Origin of the sequence: Colwellia sp. (assembly GCF_013214175.1) — a bacterium.
Taxonomy (GTDB): Bacteria; Pseudomonadota; Gammaproteobacteria; order Enterobacterales; family Alteromonadaceae; genus Colwellia.
Genome location: NZ_JABSPA010000002.1, coordinates 837,527 through 857,392, shown reverse-complemented (window position 1 = coordinate 857,392; position 19,866 = coordinate 837,527). Strand labels below are relative to the sequence as shown.

The 19,866-nt window shown below is 38.9% G+C and carries 19 protein-coding genes; 11 read left to right on the top strand and 8 right to left on the bottom strand.

The annotated features are described in order from the left end of the window. Nucleotides 1–33: 33 nt before the first annotated feature. Complete coding sequence (locus tag HRT55_RS06665; protein ID WP_291612734.1) at nucleotides 34–459, bottom strand: rhodanese-like domain-containing protein; 426 nt, start codon at nucleotides 457–459, stop codon at nucleotides 34–36. Nucleotides 460–668: 209 nt separating this feature from the next. Here HRT55_RS06665 and gpmI point away from each other — a divergent pair, with 209 nt between their 5' ends. The 3 genes from gpmI (at nucleotide 669) to HRT55_RS06650 (ending at nucleotide 4,417) form a co-directional block, all read left to right on the top strand. After that, the gene (gene gpmI / locus HRT55_RS06660; RefSeq protein ID WP_291620442.1) at nucleotides 669–2,234 is read left to right on the top strand and encodes a 2,3-bisphosphoglycerate-independent phosphoglycerate mutase; all 1,566 of its coding nucleotides are present in this window, start codon (nucleotides 669–671) and stop codon (nucleotides 2,232–2,234) included. Nucleotides 2,235–2,293: 59 nt separating this feature from the next. Then, nucleotides 2,294–3,529: a peptidoglycan DD-metalloendopeptidase family protein gene (locus tag HRT55_RS06655; protein WP_291619838.1), complete on the top strand. Its 1,236-nt coding sequence runs from the start codon at nucleotides 2,294–2,296 to the stop codon at nucleotides 3,527–3,529. Nucleotides 3,530–3,637: 108 nt separating this feature from the next. Then, on the top strand, nucleotides 3,638–4,417 hold the full coding sequence (locus tag HRT55_RS06650) for a divergent polysaccharide deacetylase family protein (RefSeq protein WP_291619836.1): 780 nt from the start codon (nucleotides 3,638–3,640) through the stop codon (nucleotides 4,415–4,417). Between the two features lie 18 nt (nucleotides 4,418–4,435). On the opposite strand, the gene HRT55_RS06645 is transcribed toward HRT55_RS06650, so the two are convergent. After that, nucleotides 4,436–5,200 (bottom strand): serine protease, encoded by a 765-nt coding sequence (locus tag HRT55_RS06645; protein ID WP_291619834.1) that lies wholly within the window; start codon nucleotides 5,198–5,200, stop codon nucleotides 4,436–4,438. A gap of 197 nt (nucleotides 5,201–5,397) precedes the next feature. Here HRT55_RS06645 and HRT55_RS06640 point away from each other — a divergent pair, with 197 nt between their 5' ends. The 5 genes from HRT55_RS06640 (at nucleotide 5,398) to HRT55_RS06620 (ending at nucleotide 11,934) form a co-directional block, all read left to right on the top strand. Beyond that, on the top strand, nucleotides 5,398–6,237 hold the full coding sequence (locus HRT55_RS06640) for a patatin-like phospholipase family protein (protein ID WP_291619832.1): 840 nt from the start codon (nucleotides 5,398–5,400) through the stop codon (nucleotides 6,235–6,237). 123 nt (nucleotides 6,238–6,360) lie between these two features. Beyond that, nucleotides 6,361–8,001: an acyl-CoA ligase (AMP-forming), exosortase A system-associated gene (locus HRT55_RS06635; RefSeq protein ID WP_291619830.1), complete on the top strand. Its 1,641-nt coding sequence runs from the start codon at nucleotides 6,361–6,363 to the stop codon at nucleotides 7,999–8,001. 17 nt (nucleotides 8,002–8,018) lie between these two features. Next, complete coding sequence (locus HRT55_RS06630) at nucleotides 8,019–9,269, top strand: pyridoxal-dependent decarboxylase, exosortase A system-associated (RefSeq protein ID WP_291619828.1); 1,251 nt, start codon at nucleotides 8,019–8,021, stop codon at nucleotides 9,267–9,269. A gap of 89 nt (nucleotides 9,270–9,358) precedes the next feature. Further along, the gene (locus tag HRT55_RS06625) at nucleotides 9,359–10,183 is read left to right on the top strand and encodes a PEP-CTERM/exosortase system-associated acyltransferase (protein ID WP_291619827.1); all 825 of its coding nucleotides are present in this window, start codon (nucleotides 9,359–9,361) and stop codon (nucleotides 10,181–10,183) included. A gap of 77 nt (nucleotides 10,184–10,260) precedes the next feature. Beyond that, nucleotides 10,261–11,934 (top strand): FAD-binding protein, encoded by a 1,674-nt coding sequence (locus tag HRT55_RS06620; RefSeq protein ID WP_291619825.1) that lies wholly within the window; start codon nucleotides 10,261–10,263, stop codon nucleotides 11,932–11,934. Between the two features lie 109 nt (nucleotides 11,935–12,043). Here the strand turns inward: HRT55_RS06620 and HRT55_RS06615 are convergent, their stop codons facing one another. The 3 genes from HRT55_RS06615 to arfB all read right to left on the bottom strand — a co-directional run bounded on the left by HRT55_RS06615 (nucleotide 12,044) and on the right by arfB (nucleotide 14,409). Further along, on the bottom strand, nucleotides 12,044–12,895 hold the full coding sequence (locus tag HRT55_RS06615) for an HDOD domain-containing protein (RefSeq protein ID WP_291619823.1): 852 nt from the start codon (nucleotides 12,893–12,895) through the stop codon (nucleotides 12,044–12,046). Between the two features lie 115 nt (nucleotides 12,896–13,010). Then, nucleotides 13,011–13,862: a DUF2797 domain-containing protein gene (locus HRT55_RS06610; RefSeq protein ID WP_291619821.1), complete on the bottom strand. Its 852-nt coding sequence runs from the start codon at nucleotides 13,860–13,862 to the stop codon at nucleotides 13,011–13,013. A gap of 133 nt (nucleotides 13,863–13,995) precedes the next feature. After that, entirely contained in the window at nucleotides 13,996–14,409 is a 414-nt protein-coding gene (arfB, locus tag HRT55_RS06605) for an alternative ribosome rescue aminoacyl-tRNA hydrolase ArfB (RefSeq protein ID WP_291614126.1), read from the bottom strand. A 53-nt stretch (nucleotides 14,410–14,462) separates the two neighbouring features. Between arfB and HRT55_RS06600 the strand changes: the two genes are divergently transcribed. Together HRT55_RS06600 and HRT55_RS06595 are read left to right on the top strand one after the other, a co-directional pair. Beyond that, complete coding sequence (locus HRT55_RS06600) at nucleotides 14,463–14,771, top strand: GIY-YIG nuclease family protein (protein ID WP_291619819.1); 309 nt, start codon at nucleotides 14,463–14,465, stop codon at nucleotides 14,769–14,771. A 149-nt stretch (nucleotides 14,772–14,920) separates the two neighbouring features. Continuing rightward, on the top strand, nucleotides 14,921–15,643 hold the full coding sequence (locus HRT55_RS06595) for a DUF3581 family protein (RefSeq protein ID WP_291619817.1): 723 nt from the start codon (nucleotides 14,921–14,923) through the stop codon (nucleotides 15,641–15,643). Between the two features lie 13 nt (nucleotides 15,644–15,656). Here HRT55_RS06595 and HRT55_RS06590 read toward each other — a convergent pair whose 3' ends face one another. Beyond that, nucleotides 15,657–16,208 (bottom strand): hypothetical protein, encoded by a 552-nt coding sequence (locus tag HRT55_RS06590; protein ID WP_291619815.1) that lies wholly within the window; start codon nucleotides 16,206–16,208, stop codon nucleotides 15,657–15,659. Between the two features lie 131 nt (nucleotides 16,209–16,339). Here HRT55_RS06590 and HRT55_RS06585 point away from each other — a divergent pair, with 131 nt between their 5' ends. After that, the gene (locus tag HRT55_RS06585; RefSeq protein ID WP_291619813.1) at nucleotides 16,340–17,278 is read left to right on the top strand and encodes a DNA ligase; all 939 of its coding nucleotides are present in this window, start codon (nucleotides 16,340–16,342) and stop codon (nucleotides 17,276–17,278) included. A gap of 14 nt (nucleotides 17,279–17,292) precedes the next feature. Here the strand turns inward: HRT55_RS06585 and HRT55_RS06580 are convergent, their stop codons facing one another. Continuing rightward, on the bottom strand, nucleotides 17,293–18,192 hold the full coding sequence (locus HRT55_RS06580; protein ID WP_291619812.1) for a class I SAM-dependent methyltransferase: 900 nt from the start codon (nucleotides 18,190–18,192) through the stop codon (nucleotides 17,293–17,295). Between the two features lie 156 nt (nucleotides 18,193–18,348). Then, entirely contained in the window at nucleotides 18,349–19,773 is a 1,425-nt protein-coding gene (locus HRT55_RS06575) for a sodium-dependent transporter (RefSeq protein ID WP_291619810.1), read from the bottom strand. Nucleotides 19,774–19,866: the final 93 nt, after the last annotated feature.

The following is a 19,866-nucleotide window of genomic DNA, read 5'->3' as shown; positions in this document are numbered from 1 at the left end:
GACATGGATCAGTTCTGTGGTCCAGCTATATAATTACTTAGCTACAGGTAAACCTGCACCTGTCCAACTGTTCATACCACCTTTAAGCACACTAACACGGCTGAAACCAGCTTTAAATAAATCGTTAGCTATTTGCACTGCACTCATGCCGGCAGCACATACTACAATGATGGGTTTGTCTTTATATTTTTCAAGACTAGTCAGGCCTTTTTCTTTGATTTTTTCACTAGGTAAGCTGATAGCCTCAAGAATATGACCGGCTTTAAACTCTTTGTCCTTACGGATATCAAGCGCAATACCTTCTTCTCTATTCATTAAAAAAGTTAAATCTTGTGTGCTTATTTGTTTAATCGGTGACATTTTCATTTTAATTGTCGTGACGATAATCATTACCACTAAGGCAACCCAAACCGCGCTCAGCATGCCATTTTCGCCTGCAAAAGTAATTAATTGTTCCATAAATAAAGCCCATTTTTATCAAATTTCGAATCGGCACATTATACGCAAACCACTTAAAATTGCGAGCATATCCCGCGAGCTACAACTTAGTAAGCCAACATGGAACATTTCAATGTTAAATCCTTAGTGAATAACACCATCCTAGGGTGTACAATACTTGCCCATAAAGCATGGAAAAGACTAAACAAAAACTAAATATAACGGGGAAAATAATGGCGAATAAGAAATCAACGGTACTGATGATTCTAGATGGTTGGGGATACAGAGAAGAAACTAGCTCAAACGCGATTCATCGAGCGCACACACCAGTATTAGATGATTTAAAAGCCAATTACCCTAATATGCTGATTGATACTTCAGGCATGGCAGTTGGCCTACCCGAAGGGCAAATGGGTAACTCTGAAGTAGGTCATGTAAACTTAGGTGCTGGCCGTGTGGTTTACCAAGACTTTACTCGTATTACTAAAGCAATCAGCGATGGTGAGTTTAAGCAGAACCCAACCTTGTGCCAAGCGGTCGATAAGGCTGCAGCTAGCAATAATGCAGTGCATATTTTTGGGTTACTTTCTCCTGGCGGCGTTCATAGCCATGAAGAACATATCTTTGCCATGATGGAGTTAGCCAAACAGCGTGGCGCTAAAAAAGTTTATTTACATGCATTTTTAGATGGTCGCGATACGCCGCCACGAAGTGCACAAGCCTCTTTAGAAAAAGCCCAACAAAAATTCTCCGAACTATTTACTGATGCTGACACAGGTGAAGGACAAATCGCTTCTGTTATTGGTCGTTACTATGCCATGGATAGAGATCAACGCTGGGAACGCGTTGAAGCGGCTTATAACTTGATGGTTAGTGGTACAGGGTTACATCAATACACTAGTGCCTTAGATGCTCTTGCAGCGGCCTATGAACGTGATGAAAATGATGAGTTTGTCGGCGCCAGCGCAATAACTACGCCATCGGGTGAAACTATCAAGGTAGCTGATGGTGATGCGTTAATTTTTATGAACTTTAGAGCAGACCGAGCACGTCAATTTAGTCGTTGCTTCACTGAAGAAAACTTTGACGGCTTTGCCCGCAAAAGCATTCCTGCTATCGGCGACTTTGTTATGCTGACCCAGTATGCTGCTAGTATTGATGCACCTTCGGCCTTTGCGCCAGCGACACTCAATAATGTTATGGGTGAATGGTTAGCTAAACATAATAAAACTCAATTACGCATTTCTGAAACAGAGAAATATGCCCATGTCACTTTTTTCTTTAGTGGCGGTAAAGAAGATACTTTTACTGGCGAAGAACGAATCTTAGTGCCATCACCCGATGTGGCAACCTACGATTTACAGCCTGAAATGAACTCTACCCTACTTACCGATAAACTCGTTGGTGCAATTGACAGTGGTAAATACGACTTTATCGTTTGTAACTATCCAAATGGCGACATGGTTGGCCATACGGGTAACTTTGATGCTGCAGTGAAAGCCTGTGAAGCTGTAGACTCTTGTGTTGGTCGAGTAGTTACTGCTTTACAAAAAAATGGCGGTGAATGCTTGATTACTGCCGATCACGGTAATGCCGAGCAGATGGAAGATCCTATTTCAGGTCAAGCGCATACAGCCCATACTTGTGAACCTGTACCGCTAATTTATGTTGGTCGTCAGGCTACCCCAGCAACATCTGGCACGTTAAGTGATATCTCACCCAGTATATTGCACCTAATGGGCATGGAACAACCAGAAGAAATGACCGGTTCAATCTTAATGCCACTTACGAAGTGATAGTAAATCTATAGTCCATACCCATGAGGTCTCGATAAAAATCTTCACCTTGAGATAACATGGGTTTAAGTGATATATTGGCTGTTGATTTATTGTCACTTTCGATTACGAGATTGTTTATCCACACTTATTTATCAAATAAACACCTATCGCCGCTTGCCGCCGTAAGCTTATTAATACTAAGTTTACTGTGTGCTTTTCCCGCGCAAGCTGAACAAAGTAATCGTAATAAAACAACACAAACACAAAACCGTGCCAAACTCAGTGATGTTCAACAAGCCATTGCTAAGCAAGAATCCAATATTTTTGATACCAATAAACAACGCAGCAATCTAGAGCAACAACTAAAAACCGATGACCTTGCTATTGCTAAAGTCGCTAAAGCAATCAATAAAATTGAGGTTGAGCTCAGTAACACCCAAGTAAAAATAACCACGCTAGCCAAAGAAAAAAAGCAATTAACCTTAGCAAAACAACAACAAGAGCGTTTATTAGCTCAGCAACTTAGAGCTGCATATACCACAGGCCAGCACGATTATTTGAAATTACTGCTTAACCAAGATCAAAGTGAGAAAATTCAGCGTACCATCAGTTACTATCAATATTTAAATCAGGCAAGAACAAAAGAGATAGATCAATTTCAAGTGACCATAGCGCAATTACTGCAAGTAAGCACAGAACATCAAGAGCAAGTTGAGTATCTACAACAGCTAAAAATAGAGCAATTACAGCAAGATACCCAATTACGGTCCAGTAAAACTCAGCGAAGTAAAACCTTATCTAAGCTAAGCCGAAAATTACTTTCCAGCCAACAGCAATTAAATAAACTTAAAGCCGAAGAAGATAACTTAAACCAAGCATTAAATAAGCTAGCCGCAATTATTCAAGCAGAAATAGATTTAACCGGCTTAAGCAAGTTAAAACGAAAGTTATCTTGGCCTGTTAAGGGACGCATGTTGCACCGCTTTGGCACTCGAAAACAAGGTTACTTAAAGTGGAAAGGGGTATTAATTACTGCGCCAATTAGTCGCCAAGTACAAACTATTCATAATGGTACCGTGTTATTTTCTGACTGGCTGAAAGGTTATGGTTTATTAACCGTTATTGACCACGGCAATGGCTATATGAGCCTTTACGCGCACAATCAAACCTTACTCAAATCCGTTGGCGATCGTGTCGAGACTGGTGAGCCTATCGCTTTAGTCGGCCAAAGTGGCGGCCAAGAACAATCAGGGCTTTATTTTGAAATTCGTCACCGAGGCAAAGCCCTTAATCCAAAGCTATGGTGTAAATAAGGCGTCAGCATTTATTTATTCAGGTAATTGAGTTAAAAGCTATTTTTTTTAGCTAAATTACTGCTAGGCTTTTATTAAATATAATAATTATAAGAATCCCATTATCCTGTGCTAATTACTCTTTTAAAAAATATGCCTTTTAAATCTACGCTTTCCCTAGTACTTTTTTCGCTGATAAGTTATCAAAGTCACGCTGAAACTAATCAAGTTGCTATTATTATCGATGATATGGGTTATAGATACACAGATAAACACGCCTTAACCTTACCGGGTGATATTACTTATGCCTTTTTGCCGCATACCACCTACGGAAAAAAACTTGCCATACTGGCCAATAACGACAACCACGATGTGCTAATTCATATTCCAATGGAGTCTAAGAATAGAGAGAAATTAGGTCCTGGGGCGTTAACTAGTGCTATGGATGAAGATGCCTTTAAAAAAAGTTTAACCAAATCCTTTGCTGAAATCCCGTTTGCAATTGGTATTAATAATCATATGGGCAGCTACCTCACGCAACTTTATCAACCTATGGCTTGGACCATGGACTTTTTAAAACAACATGAGTTACTCTTTTTAGACAGTAAAACCAGCCCACATTCAAAGGCGAAACAAGCGGCGCTAGACTATGGCGTGCCAGTAAAATCAAGACACGTTTTTTTAGATAATGAATTAACTGATGAATATATTAGTCAACAATTTAAACAACTAATAGCGATTGCCCAAAAACATCAAACTGCAATTGCTATTGCTCATCCGCACCCTGAAACAATGGCAGCATTGAATAAGTTGATCCCAACATTAGCCTTACATGGGATAGAGTTAGTGCCGCTATCCCATTTATATCCAAACTCAAGTGCGAGTATAGTTACAGCGGTTAGCGAGTAGAGCCTATGGAAAGGTTTGCTATATTGAAATATCATGCTCTCTAAGCACTTGCTGTAAATACTTTACTGGAATTGCGTAAGTGATACCGCTGGGATTACTAATAACCGCTTCTTTTGTCGACTGAACAAACACTTTATTGATTATGCCAACAACCTCGCCAGTTTTCATATCATACATAGCGCTACCACTATTCCCCGGGTAGGCAGTGGCATCAAGTTGATAAACTAAGTAGGGGTTGCGCATTCTTTTAAGCATTTTTAAATTGATTTGCTCCGCAGATACTGCCGGGACAACGGTTGGTGTAATGCTGGCGATGATACCTCGGTGAGTAACTGGGTATAAACCTAACACGCCGCCAATAGGGAATCCGGTAAAAGCAATAAAACTACCGTCTGGGATAAATTCACCACTAGCTAGTTTCATTGCCGGTAAGGCAGGTCCCGATATTTTTAAAATAGCTAAATCATATAAACTGGAAGTCGCCACGATTTCAGCTTCTCTGACTTTGGCATTTTTACCTGTGCCAATAAAAACTGCCATTTTTTGTAATAGGCTTTCATTTAATAAGGTCGGTAGTACATGGTCATTGGTAACTATGTAACGGCCATCACCAATGACAAAGCCGGTGCCCCTTAAGATGTTTTGCGGGCGACTAGTCGGAGTATGCACGCCAATACCAACAACTGATGGTTTAATTTTTGCAACGACTTCAACAAAGTCTGCATGAGCGTATGGCATAACAAAAAAAACAAAAAAACTAATAATCTGTAGGTATCGTCTCATAATTTTCCCTAAATAATTGATGCGATAATGGTGAACAAAACAAAGTCTACCCTAAAGCCTCGCTGATATAAAATACTTTACCTTATACTTGCTAGACAATAATTTTCGCAAAATCGCTAACTTTGTTCATAATTAAGGCTGAAGTCTGCAGTTAAAAATGTAATTAGCCGAGCTATCCTTTGTTATAAGGGGGTTAAATGAATAATACTATTGTACCTATATTTGCTGGTGGCGGTACTCGTCTACCGGCTCATTTAGGTGTGTTAAAAGCACTAGAGTTACTTGATATCAACTTTGAAGATTTAGTTGGCGTATCTGGCGGTAGCATTATTGCCAGTTTTTATGCCGCTGGTTTAACATTAAATGAGATTAAAACCATTGCTTTGAAAACTAACTACAATGATTTTCGTGGTTTCTCATTACTTAAGCTTATTCGTCACGGAGGGTTATGCTCAGGCGATGCTTTTGAGCGTTGGGTAGACAATCATTTACAGGGAAAAACGTTCTCTCAATTAGAAAAGAACCTTCATATAGTTGCTACCGATGTCACTAACGGTAAACCCGTTATTTTTGATGCTGAATTAACCCCTGATATGAAGGTGTCACAAGCAGTACGTTTTTCCATGTCTATCCCACTAGTCTTTAGCTTTAAGCCCTTTGGCAAGCGAATTATGGTTGATGGTAGTATTTTATCTGAAGATGCCTTACATCGAGATTGGGATCATAAAGGTACACCAGTGCTATGTTTTCGTTTACGCGGTGAGCATGAATATGATCAACTCGATGTTAATGGCTTATTTCCTATATTTAACTATGTCACCTTACTTATTCGTACTTTTATGACCACTATTTCCCGTGAATATATTAACGAGAATTTTTGGCATAACACCATAGTGATTAATATAGGTGAGTATTCCGCAGTTGACTTTAAAATGACGACAGAGCAAAAACATCAGCTCTATAAAATAGGCTTTCAAACAGCAATGGAAGTTATTCCGCTAAAAGTGAATATGGTAACTCATGAGATAGCTCATTAAATTATAAGCATTCATTTAACAGCACTTGCCTAGATGATGCTTTCACCGTCATAATAGCCTTGATAAATATACTTATATAACTAACCTGAGCTCAGCTTAGTTAGTCAATTTTCAGGAAGATAAATGACCACCTTTGTTCATGAGCTAATTAGCCATAGTGCACAGCGCTCTCCCAATTCAATCGCGCTGCAAATAAAAGCTAACCAGCTTAGCTATGCTCAACTTGAAAAAGAAGTGAATAAGGTAGCACAAGGTTATTTATCACTCGCTATTAGCCAAGGCGATCGAGTAGGTGTTTATTTAGCCAAGAATCAAGAAAATGTACAAAGCATGTTTGCTTGCTCTTTACTCGGTGCTGTTTTCGTCCCTATTAACCCAGTATTAAAAGCCAAACAAGTTCACTATATTGCCAATGATTGTCAAATAAAACTGCTCATTACCAATAATTCCCGACTAAAGGCATTAGCACCATTACTGGAAAGATTTAGCTCTTTAGTAACCATCATAGTCATTGATGCCGATGAACAAGCATTAGCGCAACAGGCTTTTAGTGAACAATTAACTATTACTAGTTGGCAAAGCTTTATAAACCAAGGTCAACAAGTCAGCAAAGACCTGAAAAATTCTATTGACCCTAATGATCTAGCCGCCATTTTATACACCTCTGGCAGTACCGGACAGCCAAAAGGTATTATGCTGAGCCACGAAAATATTATTCTCGGGGCAAAATCAGTGAGTATGTATTTACAACAGAGCGCTCACGACAACATTCTCTCGGTATTACCCTTAAGTTTTGATTATGGCCTAAATCAATTAACCAGTTGCTTCCTCGTAGGGGCAAAATGCATATTACTCGATTACTTAATGGCAACCGATGTAATAAAAGTCATTGCCAAATATGAAATTACTGGCTTAGCCGCGGTGCCGCCACTTTGGCTGCAGCTTAGTAAAGCAACATGGCCAAAAGGCACGGCACAATCAATGCGTTATTTTACCAACTCTGGCGGCGTACTCCCTTTGCCAACTTTAGCCGCATTACGAAAAAACATGCCCCAAGCTAAGCCCTATCTTATGTATGGTTTAACTGAAGCTTTCCGCTCTAGTTTTTTATCACCACAGGAAATAGACAACAGACCCAACTCAATGGGCAAAGCCATTCCTTATGCGGAAATTTTAGTTTTACGAGAAGATGGTAGTACCTGCGATAGCGATGAAGTAGGCGAATTAGTTCATGTTGGCCCATTGGTAACCTTAGGTTACTGGCAAAATGCAGCAGCTACTGCCGATCGCTTTAAAACAACACCTAAACAAGCAATCAATGCTCAAGGCACACCACTAGCGGTATTCTCTGGTGACTATGTTAAACGTGATGCCGACGGGTTCCTCTATTTTATTTCAAGAAAGGACGCCATGATTAAAACGTCTGGTTATCGGGTCAGTCCAACAGAAATAGAGTCGGTATTGTTACAACTACCCCAGGTAGATGAAGCGGCGATAATCCCTAGCCCCTCAATTGAATTAGGCCAAGCTATAATCGCACTTGTTGTCTGCTCTAGCGACAACAAAGAAGAAGTCCAAACCCAAACCCAAACCCAAACCCAAACCCAAAAAAGTATCATCAGGCATTGCCAACTTAACTTACCTAACTATATGATACCAAAAGAGGTAATATTTTTACCGGAATTACCGCGTAATGCCAATGGTAAAGTAGATACCAAGCTATTGCAGAAGAATTATAACAAACAAGCATACTCACTTAATTGATAATAACTGGTAGCAACATGAAGCAATCACAGACCAACTTAACAACATCACTCAAGGACTTTCTACCGACAAGTAGCGAACTTTCTGTTGGTAAGTTATCGTTAAATCAAATAGAAAAACTGGTATCAAAGACACCTTTTTATGCTTATGACCGACAGCTCATTATCAATAGAGTCAGTCAATTAACCAAAATTTTACCGAAAGAGGTTTCGCTACATTACGCCATAAAAGCCAACCCTTACCCTAGTTTGGTGCAATTGATGGCTGGACAAGTGTCAGGCTTTGATGTTGCCTCAAAAAAAGAAATGCTCTTGGCAATTCAAACGGGAATGCCGGTAAGTAAAATTAGTTTCGCTGGCCCGGGGAAAACTGTCGAGGATATTGAGGCCGCCATAATTGCCGGAGTAACGCTGCATGTTGAGTCAGAGGGTGAAATAGCTAAGATTGAACTGGCTGCCAAACATTTAAAGCTAAAAGCAAATATTGCCATTAGAGTTAATCCTCAATTCGAGCTTAAATCCTCAGGTATGAAGATGTCAGGTGGCGCTAAACCTTTTGGTATTGATGAAGAGAAAGTTCCTCAGGTGCTAAAAGACCTGCCTCTAGCACAAGTAAACTTACGCGGTTTTCATATTTTTGCTGGCTCACAAAACCTCAATGCCGATGCAATCATCTCAGCCCAACAACAAACATTTGCTTTAGCACAACAATTAGTCGAATTAGCAAATAAGTTAGCTAAAACAAAAATAGCTTACCTTAATATTGGTGGCGGTTTTGGCGTGCCCTACTTTGCTAACGAGCAACCATTAGCCGTTACCCTAATTACTGAGAACTTAACCGCTCTTATAAAGCAATATAAAACCTTAGTTGAAGGCGTAGAACTTATCTTAGAATTAGGTCGTTATTTGGTGGCAGAAGCGGGTATCTATGTATGTAAAATTGTTGATATTAAGGTCTCTCGTGGCACAAAATATTTAGTGTGTGATGGCGGTTTGCATCATCACTTGGCTAATTCAGGTAATTTTGGCCAAGTTATCCGCAAGAACTATCCGCTGGCCATTGGCAACAAACTCAATGGCAATGAGCTAGAGCAGGTTAACATTGTCGGGCCATTATGCACGCCGCTTGATATTTTAGCCGACAAAATCATATTACCTAAAGCCATTCTTGGCGATTATGTTGTAGTCTTTCAATCGGGTGCATATGGTGCTTCAGCAAGCCCTAAGGACTTTTTAAGTCAGCCCCAATTAAGTGAAATATTACTTTAAACCATAATTTGACATTAATGATAGCTAAACTAGGTTAACGACTATACTCGTATTAACCTAGTTATTTTCAATTTCATCATGGAATAATAATGAACTGGAATAAACGATTGTTGAACACACCTATTATTGGTGTAATCACTAAAAAAATTGTCTCTGCGAAGGCAAGTAGAGAAGCGCATAGTATTTCAGATCATTTCACTGAATTTTTGCAACCTCATGTTGCCTTAAACCAAGAGTTAAGAGAAGAAGCCTTTAAAATTCGTCATAATGTTTACTGCGAAGAGCTCGCTTTTGAAGATATTAGAGAAAATGGCCAAGAAACAGATGAATTTGACTCTCAATCTCTTTTTTCGTTAATTAAGCATAAACCTACAGAAACATTCACCAGCTGTGTGCGTTTAGTTACCTCAAAAGGCCCTGATGAATTGCTGCCCATAGAAAAATATTGTATGGACTCAATAACCAACGAAGAGCTTAGCCCTAAACGCTTTAACCGTGCTGAAATAGCGGAAATATCACGACTAGCGGTAAAATCTGATTTTCGCCGTCGTAAAGCCGATCACTATAAGGGCTCAGGTACAGGGGTTATTAGTGAGATTAGCTATTCGGAAACAGAATTACGTTGCTTCCCTTTTATTGCTATAGGTTTATATATGGCAGCAGCAACCATGGGCATGAACACGGGTATACGCCATGTCTATGTAATGATGGAACCGAGACTCGCGCGAAGCATGAAATTTATTGGCATTACCTTTCAACAACTTGGCCCTCCCGTTGATTACCATGGTTTACGCGCTCCCTATTACATCAACCCTGAAATATTTATGAAAGATCTTTCCCCCGGCTTTAAAAGTCTTTATAAAACTATTGAAAAAGACATCTGCTTGCAACTAAAACAAATGGACTTAACTTAACTTAACTTAACTAAGCTTAATTTAATCAAAATATAAACTACTACAACTTAACAGCGGCTTACCGCTAAGTGCCTCTCATGTCACCACAACTTGCTTCCCTCATTGAAAACGTCCTGACTAGCGATTCTAGTTTTTCATTTGACTCTCAGCAGCTTTCACCTTTTATGCTGGGCACAGAAGGACTCGCTTTCTTTGATAAAAAACAAAGACAGCTAATGGGCGTTATTACACTGAGCCAAGCTAGCGAGATTAAGCTAATACTAGATTTAGCCAACCAATGCGCCAAAAATGAAGAACTCGCTTTTTCTTTATATCCAATCAGTACTGGCAACAATTGGGGCTATGGCACTAGTCAACCAACGGGCCTAAGTAATAATATTATTCTTTTAGATTTAGGCCGCTTAACAAACATAACTCACTTTGATAGCGAGTTAGGTCTAGTTACCCTAGAGCCAGGAGTCACCCAGCAACAATTAAGTGACTTTTTACATCAGCATAATCATGATTATATGGTGCCCGTCACGGGCGCTGGCCCGAGTTGTTCCATACTAGCCAATGCGTTAGAGCGTGGCTACGGTATAACGCCTTATACCGACCATTTTAGTGCCGTTACCAGTATTCAAGGATATTGGGCTAATGGCAGACCTTATCAGTCTGCGGTTAACGAACTAGATGCCAGTGAGGACAAGTTAGTTGATAAAACCTTTAAGTGGGGACTTGGTCCTTATCTAGAAGGGCTTTTTACTCAGTCAAACCTTGGTATTGTCAGTCAAATGACCATTCGCTTAGCGAAAATAAAACCTGATTTCACTTCTTTTTTTATCCAAATGCAAGATGATGCCTTGCTTGAAAAAGCAGTGCCTTTGATCAGGGACGTATTACAAAGCTATGAAGGAATTGTCGGGGCAATTAACTTAATGGATCAACGTCGCTTATTATCAATGTTTGCCAAGAATCCGAATGGTAGCGATGCTCACCAAGTCATGCATAGTAAAGATATTAATGAGCTAGCTACCGATTTAAGAGCGCCTAGCTGGACAATTGTTGGCAGTATTTACGGTACTACCCGAGTCGTTAATGCGGTAAAAAAAGAAATAAACAACATTTTCAAGCAACTACCATGCAAGCGTATCTACTCAAATAGTCCGACCATTGTCCTCGCAAATAAAGTGATTGATACTTTACCCCCCTGGTTAATCAAGAAAATACCGACGCTAACTAAGGTCGCTGAGCAGCTTGATTCATTTAATAAAGGTAAAGAAATAATGCTAGGCAAGCCTAATAAAGTTGCCTTGAAATTGGCTTATTGGCGGCATAAAGACGCAGATGGCTTTGATAAGGAGAAGCTATCACCTGGTCAAGACGGTTGTGGTTTACTTTGGTATGCGCCTTTAATTACCATGAAAGCAAAAAAAATGCGCGAGTTTGTCGAGTTTATTAGAGAAACTTGTCCAAAATTTAATATTGAACCTTTTATTACTTTTACCAACTTAAAACACGACTGCGTTGACAGTACCATCCCTATTGTCTTTGATTTAAGCAACCCCAAGGCGGTTAATGATGCCCATAACTGTTTAAAAATGCTGGTTGAAGAAGGGCTGAAAAAAGGTTTTGTTCCTTATAGGCTTAATGTTGATCAGCAGCAATGGCTACTCAATAAAGACAGTGACTTTTGGCAAACCGTTAATCAACTCAAAACTAGCTTAGACCCTAATAATATTTTGAGTCAAGGAAGATACAACCCTCGCTAATTAAGCCCGGTATCATCATGCAAGGTTAGCCTTACTTACTTGCACAAAAAAGCCCGATAAGTTTACCTTTATCGGGCTTTATATAAATCGTAGTTAACTTAAAGTTAGCTTAATAAAGCATAGAGGCGCCAGGGTTTAATATTGTTAATAAACTAAAACGCTCTAAATCACAATAATTAACGGCATTTTCTAACATGTCTTTATCAATACAAAGTAGCTCTAATTGCTCTTTGGTTAACAAATCACTGTAATCTAAACTTTGTCCTTTAAAGACCTGGGTTTTGCTCATCACTCGTTTGGCAACATATAACAGCTGTGTTTCGGTACTGTATTGACTTAAATCGTCAACATCTTGGTCACGAATGGGGGCAAAAATGCTATAAGGTAATTGCCATTCTTTTAGTAGTCCGGCAGAGCATTCTCCAAAGGTAAAGCCCAGCACCTCAGATTGTTTAACCCAAGGTAATAAATTGATATCCTGACTTGCACAAGCACTCTGCTTATCGGCTGCAATTTGATGAACAAGTAACTCACCTAAATTATGCAGTAAACCTAAAATAAATAGGCGTTCTGCATGAATAATCCCTAAGCTAGTACCTAAAAACTTCATTAGCAAAGCACAATCAATACTCTTAATCCAAAAGTCATCAAGGTAATCTTGGTTAGCATCAATTTTCTTAAAGGCTTCAGTGGTAAAAAAAGCAATAACTAGGTTATAAACTTCAGTAATACCTAATACCAAAACAGCTTTAGAAATGGTATCTATTTTACCCGGATAATTAAAAAACGGACTATTCGCAAGTTTTAGAACTGTACCCGCAAGGGCAGGATCAAGCAGAATAACTTCTGAAATATCATCTATGGTTGATGCTTCATCATCAATTAACTCTCTAATTCTAATAAAAGAATCAGACAAAACAAAAATTTCACTAGCTTGCTCTACATAATCATCTGCGGTCATACTTTTTCCTTAAACACTGCAGTCTAAATTCCGACATCTTAAGTTACTTAACTTAGCTATTTGCTCTTAGGATAATTATAGCTAAGTGTAATCAGTTATTCTCAAGTTCAAACAACTAATAGTCAATACTTATTTGATATGAGCTGAACTTTCTCATATTGATAACACCCTTATCAAAAATCAAATACTGACCTTTAATACCCAATAATACTCCGGAAACTATCGGTGTTTTATCAAAATTAAAAGAACTAATTTTTGTTAAGTACTCACTTACAGGGAAATGAATATCTTGTACATTTGCATCCAACTCTTGCACCGCATCACTACCAAATTTAAGCCTAAGTTGCGATAAGCGCAAACTAATCTCGGGGATTAACTCTTCTGCTTTAGCCTTTAGGTCTATCGGCTCAGGTTCACCTTTTAACATGGCGCGCCAATTGGTTTTATCGCTAATAAACTCTGCCAATGCGGTTTCGACAAGGCCAGACTGTAAGCGCGTGCTCACTTTAAAAATAGGTAAAGCCTGGCAAGCGCCTTGGTCTATCCAGCGAGTCGGTAATTGAGTGTGTCTGGTTATACCTACTTTTAAGCCTGAACTATTTGCCAAGTAAACATAATGGTCGACAAAACAGTTCTTTTCACCCCACTCAGGCTCACGACAAGTACCTAAATGAAAGTGACAAGTTTCAGGCTTCATAATACACATGTCACATTGGGCAAGTTTACTCATACATGGGTAACAATACCCCTGAGAATAACTCTTTTTAGTGCGCTTGCCACAGTGCTTACAAGCTATATCACCAGTAAAATGTAAGCTTATTTTTTTACCTATTAAAGGATTCAATTCAATACTTTGCTTAGTACCATCTCTGTTAAGACTCGCTAAAGGCAGTTGGTACTGTACTAAATTATTACTATCAAGTTGCGCGGTAAGTTTTTCTATCGCGCCGACTTCACTCATTGGCATAGTTGCTCTCTATTTTTATGGGTATCAGGTTTTATGTTTTTTCGTAAAGGACTTTTGAATTTCATTGCTTGCTCAACCGCTTAAGTATTATCTTGTTAATAACAAGGTAATACTTAAGCGGTTTTCTTTAACATTAGAACTGTACTTTCTTTCGTGTTTGTTTGACGACTTTCCGATTTGCTTTGCCAGCTAAGCGTCTCTTCACCGAACCCTTGGTTGGTTTTGTCGCTCGTCGATTTTTTTGTACTACCATCATTGATAGAATAAAATCTTTTAAACGCGCTAACGCATCCACTTTATTCATTTCTTGGGTACGAAATTTTTGTGCTTTGATGATAACAACGCCATCTTTAGTTACACGACTATCTTTAGAAGCAAGTAAGCGCTCCTTATAGACGGCAGGTAATGAGGAACGCTTAATATCGAAACGCAGGTGAATAGCTGTTGCCACCTTATTAACACGTTGGCCACCATTACCCGTAGCGCGTATTGCACTCAACTCTATTTCCCAATCCGCCAAGCTGACATTATTTGATATTTCAAGCACTTTTATTTACCATTATTTACTTTTACTTTCTTTGATATTGATTATTGCGTTATATGACTACAGATAACATGACAACACAGAGCATGACAGAACATAACAAGACAACGGCTTGGTGGGTTTATTTACTTCGCTGTAACGATAATAGCTTATATGCTGGTGTTACCACAGATATTCAACGCCGAGTTACCGAGCATAATAACAGTAAACTTGGCGCAAAATATACCCGTGCGAGACGACCTGTTAGCTTGGCTTACCTCGAGGCAGCAGACAATAAAAGCTCGGCTTGCAAAAGAGAGTATCAAATCCGCCATCTCACGAAAAACAAAAAAGAGCAACTAGTCCGTAGATATCAAGGACCCTGAAACAAATATTTTTCAGTGCCAATAAGTATCCATAAACAAAAGTAACAGGTCTGCTCAGTTAGAGATGTGCACTATTTTTTCGATTTAAAGTAAAAGTGCTGTTAGAATGCTGCGATCGAATATGTTTTACTCAATATGAAGTTGCACTGATGTCTATTAAAGAAATGTTTATTGAAAATTATTGTCCTATTAGCGCTGATAAAATCAGCTTCACTCGTCAACAAGCTAGTGACTTTGCTAAGCAAGTAGCAGATGATTTTAACCCTTTACATAATATCGATGCTAAACGTTTCTGTGTACCCGGTGACTTATTGTTTTCAATCATTATCGCAAAATCTGGGCTTCATCAACAAATGACCTTCAATTTTTCTGGTATGGTTAACGACAATGTTCATTTAACCTTTCCACAGCAAATTGACACTAACTTTGATATCAAAGATGAGAAAGATAAAACCTGTTTGAGTGTTAATGTTAGTGGTGAAAAAACACATAACCCGACATTAATCAATGCGCTAACAAAAGCCTATGTAGATTTTTCTGGTCACACTTTCCCTGATATTTTAGTTAAGTTGATGGCTGAAAATAAGGTAATGATCAACCCAGCTCGCCCTATGGTAATGTATCAATCTATGTCTATTGACTTACATACTTTAGAAGCTGAATCTGTCACTTTGCAACTTGCTAAAACAAGCTTATCTATAGAGGGTAAACGCGGTAATGCTTGGCTTGAATTTGATTTATTATCAAACGGTAAAGTTATTGGTCATGGTAAAAAGCACATGTTATTAAGTGGCTTACGTGCTTATGATCAAGAAGTTATTGATACCATGGTTGAGCAATACCATGCAAGTAAAGCAGATTACCAAGCTTAAATCGGCCACTAAATCATCTGCTGTACTTTTGCTCAAATAAACCTTGTTTTTGTAATTTATCTTCAGTGCAATAAGCAAAAACATTAAGATTCTTGGGGCTCTGGCACTTCATCGGTTGCTGATAAAACTGTAACCAAGCCAGCCTCTTGTCTCCTTGATATTTTGCTTTAATGACAATTGCGCTATCTTGATTAAAGGTTACCCGCTGCTTTGATGAATTTAAGATTTCTTTATTCATTTTTGTGTAATAAGTACTCTTACTTGCCAACACCTTTTTCTTTGATTTCTTTTTTGACTTTTTCTTTTTTGTGCCGTATTTCGACTTAAATGACGCTAAAGAGCTATTCTCACACTGCCACCACTTATCTCTTGCTTTATCCTCTTTGGCCCGTAAAGTTTGCCCCCTTTTTAAAGAGTAGCTTTTACGCTGCGTAGCTTGAATATTATGGAGTTTCTCTAGCAAAGGCTTGCACCTTTTTTTAGCGGATGAAGCCGTGCTAAATGTTAACAGCACAGCTACGATAGCGGCATATACAACAGTAAGAAAAGTAAATATTTTCATCATAGCAATCCTTGCTAACCTAGTTAGTTTAACCGAAATCACTCAGCTAAAGACCTTAATCATTAAGGTATTCATTTTCCAAATATAGACTAAACTTTACTTTTTACCAAGATCGAATTACATGGAAGTTAGTGATGAAAAAGTACAGTTTACTTATTTTATTTACCCTAATTTTAATAATCGGCCCGCCCGTAAAAGCACAGCAAGAACCGCCCAATAATCGACAAAAGAACCCTCAACAAAATCAACAGCAGAAGAAGCCTAGCAAACCTAAGCTACAGCACGCTATTAGCTATCGTAAAGTAGCGGATATTAGTCAGTATTTTGTTTCTGAAAAACTTGATGGTGTACGCGGTTATTGGGATGGCAAACAATTAATCACTCGCCAAGGTAACTTAATTAACAGCCCTACTTGGTTCACTCAATACTGGCCTACTCAGCCTATGGATGGTGAATTATGGATAGCACGAAGTCAATTTCAGTCATTACTTTCCTGTGTGAGTAAACAACAGGCAGAAGAAAATCAAACAATTAGCTGCTGGCGAAATATCCGTTTTATGATGTTTGATCTACCAAACCACCCAGGAGACTTTAGCAAGCGGGTTAAAAAAATGCGGGCTTTATTGACACAGATCCAATCACCCTATTTAGCTATGATCAGCCAAGTGCGATTTTACAGCTTAAGTGCCCTTGAGGATAAATTGAATGACGTAGTCACAACGCAAGGTGAAGGGCTTATGCTGCACCTTGCCAGTGGCCACTATAAAATTGGCCGTAACTCCGCATTAATGAAGCTGAAGAAAAATCAAGATGCAGAAGCTACTGTCATTGCTCATACCAAGGGAAAAGGTAAGTATCAAGGGCAGCTTGGCGCCATTGAAGTTAAATTAGCAAATGGCGTTGTTTTTAAGATAGGCTCTGGCTTTAGTGATTACCAACGTGCCAATCCGCCAGAGATTGGCACTACCATTACCTTTAAATATAACGGACTAACACAGGCAGGTATCCCCAGATTTGCCCGTTTTTGGCGCATTAAAACCATTGAACGGCAAACCCGCAAAGCTAGCCCTTAAAAAAATTCATATTGTTAACTTGGCTGATAAGTGAAGATCAAAACTTTAAGGCCTTTACCCTCATGTGCTTCTTTAAAGACTTCAGGGTTTTCTATGCGCTGTTCAAATTTACAATCAGGGCATTCACGCGCCACTTCTTCTTTTAAAAAGTTGTCATCTAAATCTGGGGAGTTTAAACATAACATCAAGGTTGCACCGGGGTTCATCCACTGTGGAATTCGGCGAATTATCTTGGCGTAGTCACGCTCAATATTGACACTACCTTTCTGGAATGACGGCGGATCGCAGATTAAAATATCATAAGGGCCATATTTTTTAATACGGCTGTTCGATTTGAAAATATCGACACCTTCAAAAACAATGTGTTTACCCTGTTTTTTAGCCAACAAGTTAAGCTGGTGATTTTCCCTACCTTTACTTAACGAGGCTTTACTTAAGTCGATATTAACTGTCTTACTGGCGCCACCAGCGATAGCACTTAATGAAAAAGCACAGGTATAAGCAAATAGGTTTAGAACATTTTTGTCTTGTGCATGCTGCCTTAGCCAGGCTCTACCATTACTCATATCCAAAAATAAGCCACTATTTTGTGCCTTGCCAAACTCGATATGATAATTAAGCCCTTGCTCACTGACCACAGTGTTACTTATTGGCTCCCCGAGTAATAATTCTGTTGGCGAAAATTTTTCATAGCGATGCTGTACTTGCACCGAGCGACACTCTTTAACTAAGGCTTTTAATGCATTAGCTTGCTCTGCCAGCCATTTGCTATCTACCGCTTGATATAAGGTGATAAGAATAACTGGCGATAACCAATCAACATTAACGTGGTTTAAGTTAGGGAAAGCATGTCCTCGACCATGAAATAGTCGTTGGGCGTCGGTAAAGTCGGTACTAGTAATATGTTCAATCATGGCTGGTAATATGTTCTATCGTGGCTGAGGTTCGGATATTTAATAACTAAGAGTTAAAAGTAAAAAACGCCCAATAATAACATTAATACGAAATCTATTAAGTTATTGTTGAGCGTTTAAATCGGTTAGAGCGTTTATATCCGCTGAAGTGCTTAACTAAAAACCAAACAGGCTTACCGCGAAAAATTTAGTTGCTACGGTATTAATAAAGATAAGTAAAACTATGGCTGGGATAAAAGTACCCAATGAAAAGTTAATATATTTCTCTACCCATGAGCCTTTATAATTTTCGTTACCAATACTTAGCTCTTCCGATAATTGCTTCTTCTTCCAGCGATAGCTAACAAAAACACAAACTAAGAAGCCATTCAGCGGTAAAATCGTATCGTAGAAAACATCATAAACAACATCAAAAAATGACTTAGTACCACCGGCATAGGAAGTGAACTCAGTAAAAAATGACACCATACCAAAAGACGCCATGGCAAATAAAGTTAATATCCCAGCAGTAACGGTTAAGTAACCTAAGGCTTTTTTACGGCTTTGTTTTTTCTCAGTAACTAAATATGAGACCGGTACTTCTATGATAGAGACCAGTGATGTAATAGCAGCAAAGAAAACTAATAAGAAAAAGAAAGCGGCTACGGCACTAGCACCAACATAACCTAATGAGGTTTGCAGAGCTAAAAATATTTTAGGTAAGAAAGTAAAGATTAATGATACTGAACTGTCACTGAGTTCAGCAGGGTTAATTTCAGGATTAAATGAAAATACCGCCGGTAGAATCATCAAACCAGCAATAAATGCCACACCGGTATCGGTAAGTGCTACCAGCTTAGCAGAGTTAGGAATATTGGTTTCTTTATTTATATAAGAGCCATACGTTAGCAATATGCCCATACCTAAAGACAAGGAGAAAAAGGCTTGTGATAAAGCGCCATTAACCACGCTCGGCGTTATTTTACTAATATCGGGTACTAAGAAGAAAGTCACACCTGCCATGGCATTATCAAGAGTTAAGACAAATGCCACCATTATTATCAGCATCACCAACAAAGTCGGCATTAAGGTTTTAGCGGCTCTTTCAATGCCATCTTTTACCCCTGCGGCCAGAATAAAGCTAACAATGCCTGCTACTGCGACTAAGGCAAGATACAAATAAGGACTGTTAATAAACTCACCAAAGCCGGCACCACTTGCTAGGTAATCTAAATGCCCAGTTAGCGTTAAAACAATATAACCAAAAATCCACACCGTGATAACCATATAAAAAACAGCAATCATAAACGGAGTCAATACTCCTAAGAAGCCAGCAGCCCCCCAAAACTTACTGCCTTGGCTTAAACTTTTAAATGCCCCAACAGGCTCTTTAGCGGTATTGCGACCAACAGCCATTTCAGCAATCATCACAGGTAAACAAATAAGAAAAACAAAAACCGCATACATTAGTAAAAATGCTCCGCCACCATTTTTCGCGGCATTGACCGGAAAGCCAACTAAATTACCAATACCCACGGCAGAGCCTGCGGCTGCTAAAATAAATCCAATTCGTGAGCTAAAGTGCTCTCTTGAAGCCGACATACTTATCCTTTTTTTTATAATTATTATGATAACGTGATAAAACTGATCTCTCGATGCTAGCAAGCTTTAACAACTTTGTCTTCTTTTTAGCTA

Bases quoted from the DNA above. Each gene is read 5' to 3' on its own strand.
- HRT55_RS06665 (WP_291612734.1), bottom strand. From the start codon at position 459: ATGGAACAATTAATTACTTTTGCAGGCGAAAATGGCATGCTGAGCGCG.
- HRT55_RS06655 (WP_291619838.1), top strand. From the start codon at position 2,294: ATGGGTTTAAGTGATATATTGGCTGTTGATTTATTGTCACTTTCGATT.
- HRT55_RS06645 (WP_291619834.1), bottom strand. From the start codon at position 5,200: ATGAGACGATACCTACAGATTATTAGTTTTTTTGTTTTTTTTGTTATG.
- HRT55_RS06640 (WP_291619832.1), top strand. From the start codon at position 5,398: ATGAATAATACTATTGTACCTATATTTGCTGGTGGCGGTACTCGTCTA.
- HRT55_RS06635 (WP_291619830.1), top strand. From the start codon at position 6,361: ATGACCACCTTTGTTCATGAGCTAATTAGCCATAGTGCACAGCGCTCT.
- HRT55_RS06630 (WP_291619828.1), top strand. From the start codon at position 8,019: ATGAAGCAATCACAGACCAACTTAACAACATCACTCAAGGACTTTCTA.
- HRT55_RS06625 (WP_291619827.1), top strand. From the start codon at position 9,359: ATGAACTGGAATAAACGATTGTTGAACACACCTATTATTGGTGTAATC.
- HRT55_RS06620 (WP_291619825.1), top strand. From the start codon at position 10,261: ATGTCACCACAACTTGCTTCCCTCATTGAAAACGTCCTGACTAGCGAT.
- HRT55_RS06615 (WP_291619823.1), bottom strand. From the start codon at position 12,895: ATGACCGCAGATGATTATGTAGAGCAAGCTAGTGAAATTTTTGTTTTG.
- HRT55_RS06610 (WP_291619821.1), bottom strand. From the start codon at position 13,862: ATGCCAATGAGTGAAGTCGGCGCGATAGAAAAACTTACCGCGCAACTT.
- HRT55_RS06600 (WP_291619819.1), top strand. From the start codon at position 14,463: ATGACTACAGATAACATGACAACACAGAGCATGACAGAACATAACAAG.
- HRT55_RS06595 (WP_291619817.1), top strand. From the start codon at position 14,921: ATGTCTATTAAAGAAATGTTTATTGAAAATTATTGTCCTATTAGCGCT.
- HRT55_RS06590 (WP_291619815.1), bottom strand. From the start codon at position 16,208: ATGATGAAAATATTTACTTTTCTTACTGTTGTATATGCCGCTATCGTA.
- HRT55_RS06585 (WP_291619813.1), top strand. From the start codon at position 16,340: ATGAAAAAGTACAGTTTACTTATTTTATTTACCCTAATTTTAATAATC.
- HRT55_RS06580 (WP_291619812.1), bottom strand. From the start codon at position 18,192: ATGATTGAACATATTACTAGTACCGACTTTACCGACGCCCAACGACTA.
- HRT55_RS06575 (WP_291619810.1), bottom strand. From the start codon at position 19,773: ATGTCGGCTTCAAGAGAGCACTTTAGCTCACGAATTGGATTTATTTTA.